At 57.5% G+C, this 3721-nt stretch carries 4 protein-coding genes; 3 read left to right on the plus strand and 1 reads right to left on the minus strand.

Going from position 1 to position 3721, the window contains the following annotated elements:
• Positions 1 to 422 precede the first annotated feature (422 nt).
• On the plus strand, positions 423 to 599 hold the full coding sequence (locus tag NKH29_RS32370) for a DUF982 domain-containing protein (protein ID WP_023718504.1): 177 nt from the start codon (positions 423 to 425) through the stop codon (positions 597 to 599).
• Positions 600 to 1075: 476 nt separating this feature from the next.
• Here the strand turns inward: NKH29_RS32370 and NKH29_RS32375 are convergent, their stop codons facing one another.
• Entirely contained in the window at positions 1076 to 1732 is a 657-nt protein-coding gene (locus tag NKH29_RS32375) for a Crp/Fnr family transcriptional regulator (protein ID WP_352483670.1), read from the minus strand.
• Positions 1733 to 2031: 299 nt separating this feature from the next.
• Here NKH29_RS32375 and NKH29_RS32380 point away from each other — a divergent pair, with 299 nt between their 5' ends.
• Both NKH29_RS32380 and NKH29_RS32385 read left to right on the plus strand, forming a co-directional pair.
• Positions 2032 to 2448: an ATP-binding cassette domain-containing protein gene (locus NKH29_RS32380; protein WP_502911340.1), complete on the plus strand. Its 417-nt coding sequence runs from the start codon at positions 2032 to 2034 to the stop codon at positions 2446 to 2448.
• Positions 2449 to 2980: 532 nt separating this feature from the next.
• A complete protein-coding gene (locus NKH29_RS32385; protein WP_353001414.1) occupies positions 2981 to 3607 on the plus strand; it encodes a protein-L-isoaspartate O-methyltransferase family protein in 627 nt (208 codons plus the stop codon).
• Positions 3608 to 3721: the final 114 nt, after the last annotated feature.

Raw genomic sequence — 3721 nt, forward strand, 5'->3', positions numbered from 1 at the left:
GCTAAACACGGGGGCTGCGCGGCGGACACGCCGACGTCACAGCTACTGCCACGCCATTTTTGCAGAACTTGACGCACACAACTGCACCGCGGCCGAGACGCGAGACTACAACCGTCATCACCGGCCCCGCTGCATCAGCGTTGCCACGACGGCTTTAGCCAAGCGGCTCGCATCACCGCAATGATCATCTCTGAGTTGGCAATGCATCCTAAAATAGATGTCTACGCTGCGTCCCTACCCCGATATGGCCAGCCAGAAGGGGCTGCGCGGGGCTGGGCCATAGCCGGTTTTCCGATCCTTGGCTCGAACCGGGGCGTGGCTGACGGAACTCTTAGTTTAGATAAGGCTTATGTACAAATGTCGCTCCATTGGTTTTCACCGTCGATTCCCGTAAAGACCGGCCGTCCCGGCGTCATCTACCAATGCAGCAACGTCGAAGGGCCGCTGAGCAGCTCCTGAAGTGGAGCAAGCGCGGCCCTAAGTGGCATAGCGCGGTGCAACTCTGCATGGATGCAATGATCGATCAGGTGAAGCCCGACGTGGTTCGCAGAGCGTTCCTTGAGGCCGCCAAAGAGGAGGGAAAGCTACTGCCGCCGTAGCTCTTGTCTCCGAAGGAAGCTCATTCCATATCAGGCACGTCGCGGCTGACGAACAATGTCGTCGGCTCGCCGTATTCGCCTAATGCAGGGTTAGCATCGCGCGACCACGGCAATGACGCCAGCGTGTTTCGCCGCCAAGCCTCTCGCAGCCCATACCGCCCGGTCCTCGGTCTGGGAGGCTTCGGCCTGTGAATCGGCGTGCAAAATCGGCGTCGAATTTTGCACGCCGATTCACAAGTGTTGCCGTCGGGTCATGATGATCTCCCTTCGCACACTTTGCTTTGCTCGGCACGAGCTGGGTTGCGTTCCGCTCAGCCCAACCGTCGACCGCCTCGAGCCGCATACCGCTGTCGTCGAGACGTCAGGCGTCCCGCGCACGACCAGCCCTCCGTAAATGTCGTCTCGAACTGTTCCGGCGACGGAACGACCGTCTTCATTTTGGTGTCCATGCGCTGGCGTTCAAAGAGATATAGCCGCTACCTGAGATACTCGCTGTCGAATCCGGCTGTTTCGACCAGCTTCTTGCGGTTGATCACCTCTACATGGCCTGACTTGAAAGAGACGAGATCGGCCTTGCGCAGCTCCCTTAACGTTCGGTTGACGTGAACCGTGGTCATTCCGAGGATGTCGGCCAGTTCATGCTGGGCAAGAGGACACTCATATCTTCCATCAACCGACAGCTCAACCATGGAGAGCCTCTCTTCCAACTCCAGCAGGAAATGGGCGGTACGCCTCATCGCGTTCCGCCGCCCGGTATTTGTCAGATGTTCGGCAAGGATGGCGTTCAGGCGCGCCAGCGAACAGGCGATCTTCTTCCCGATTCGGCCGTCCGACAGGATGGCCTCGACCAGTTCCTTACTGGAAATTTCATAAACAGCTAGTTCGGTTATGGACGCCAGCGACGCAAGACGGGGTCCGTCCAAGCCACGGAAACCGACGACATCCCCTTTGAGGGGAGTGTCTATGATCTGCCGCTCTCCGTCCGGCAGTGCCTGATAAAGTATGCCCCAGCCCGATTTTACAATGAATATCTCACTGTTGTCGTCCTCCTGCCGGCATATCACCGAATGGGGTTTATAGATTTTTGCGGTAACACCGAGAAAATTGTTGTTCCCCCACTCATTCTTCGACAACGTCCCCCTATGGGATGAGAGCACATGAACTGCAATAGTGTCTGCATGGAGAATCGCAAGTTTGCTTCTGTTTCCACACGACTGACAATAGTATCTCCCGGATAAATCGACAGAACGACCTCTTACCCTAGGGGCGGGTTTGCCTACTGTCCTCGTCTGTTTGGTAAACTGCGTTTAACTTAGGGTGTACAAGGGCGGTTAAGTCTCCGGGTTAAGGTCCGGCAACAGGCTCCGAACCGCCAATCACCTTGCCGCGCAGTAGTACGGCTTGGTTGTGGGATCGGGGGATCGGCGAACGCATGCACATGGTCGAGATGAGCGAAACTTACCTGGATCGTCTGCCGGCCGAACTGTCGGGGGGGGGTCAGAAGCAGCGCGTTTGCATCGCCCGGGCGTTGGCCGCCGATCCGGAACTCATCATCTGCGACGAAATCACGTCCGCGCTCGACCAGATTGTGCAAGAGGAAATCCTCAAGCTCTTAATGCGGCTTCAGCGCGAACTCGGCATGAGCTGCATTTTCATCACCCATGACATTGCCACCGTGCGGGCGATCGCCGACGAAATTGGGGTGCACCAAGGTAAAGTCGTTGAGCGGGCATTAAAGAGCGAAATTCTCACGCCGCCGCACGGCCCCTATACCGAGCGGCTTTTATCCTCCGTGCCGGAAATGGATCCGAACTGGCTCACAAGGCTGCTGGCCAGCCGGAGGATGTGATCGTCGGGCGGAGCGTTGCGTGTCTTCCATATCGCCACGCCTTACAGCCTCGCGGTCGGCCTTCGGAACAATGCCAGAAATTTTGATGGTTCTCGCCCACGAAAAAGCCATCACGGCAGCAGGGACGAACTTGCGCTTTTGCGCATATTGATCTCTATCAGCAGCGATACCCAGCGCGCTCCTGCATCGGCTCGACGGCCGCAACCACCAGCTCAATGACGACTTGGCCGAGGTTGCCGCCGGTGTCCGCGCTTTGCTATAAAATCCCCCTATGTCACGAGAATGAGTATCAATCCGCCGCGCGAGTTGATGTCCTGGCGTCGTTCCGGGCACCCGTGCGCCAAATTCGGTCAGACGCCAGGCGCCGAAACGGGCGGGTCCACAGGCAAAGAGGGCAGGGCACTCGGCAAAGCTGCGCTCTATGGCAAACGGATAGCGGGCATTGCCCTTCAATGCGGGGATAGCGCCCCTTTGCCGTCGTTCGGTTTTCTGAGAGCATGATTGAGTACGTGCGATCCGGAGCCGATATTCCATGCCGACAAGAATCGATGCTAGTGAAGCGCGCCGGTGGTTTGCCGAAGATCTGCGTGTCTCATCACCTGTCTTGCACAACCCTGCGGTCATCGAGGCCTTCGCAAAGGTTCCGCGCGAACACTACCTTGGCAACGGGCCTTGGCGTATCCATTCGAGATTGCAAATCGGGGCGGTCCATACCAGCCCTTCAGCCGCACTTCATGAGATTTACCACGACGTTCTGGTCTTGCTTGACGAAAAACGCGGACTGAACAGCGGCTTGCCGTCGCTTTGGGCATTGGTTTTCGACCATCTGAACATCACTCCCGGCCAGACTGTCCTTCAGGTGGGCGCCGGTGTCGGCTATTTCACCGCCATCCTCGCTGAACTAACGGGTTCTGAAGGACGCGTGATTGCATATGAGATCGACGAAGAACTGGCTCGGCGTGCGCAAAGCAATCTTGCTCATTATGCCCATGTAGAAGTGATATCAGGTGATGCAACGCAGGCAGTTGATCTGCCAAACCTCGATGTCGTGGTCGCTTTTGCCGGCGTGACGCACGTGCCGAACGGTGGCTTTCAAATTTGTCCGACGCTGGCCGGATGGCACTGCCGTTCACAGGTGAGGACCGACGAGGTTTCATGATGCTTCTGGAAAGGGTCGGCGATACGTTTCCAGTTGTGTGCGTCAAGTTCTGCAAAAATGGCGTGGCAGTAGCTGTGACGTCGGCGTGTCCGCCGCGCAGCCCCCGTGTTTAGC

The sequence above is a fragment of the Mesorhizobium sp. M1295 genome (assembly GCF_040318135.1).
Classification (GTDB): Bacteria; Pseudomonadota; Alphaproteobacteria; order Rhizobiales; family Rhizobiaceae; genus Mesorhizobium.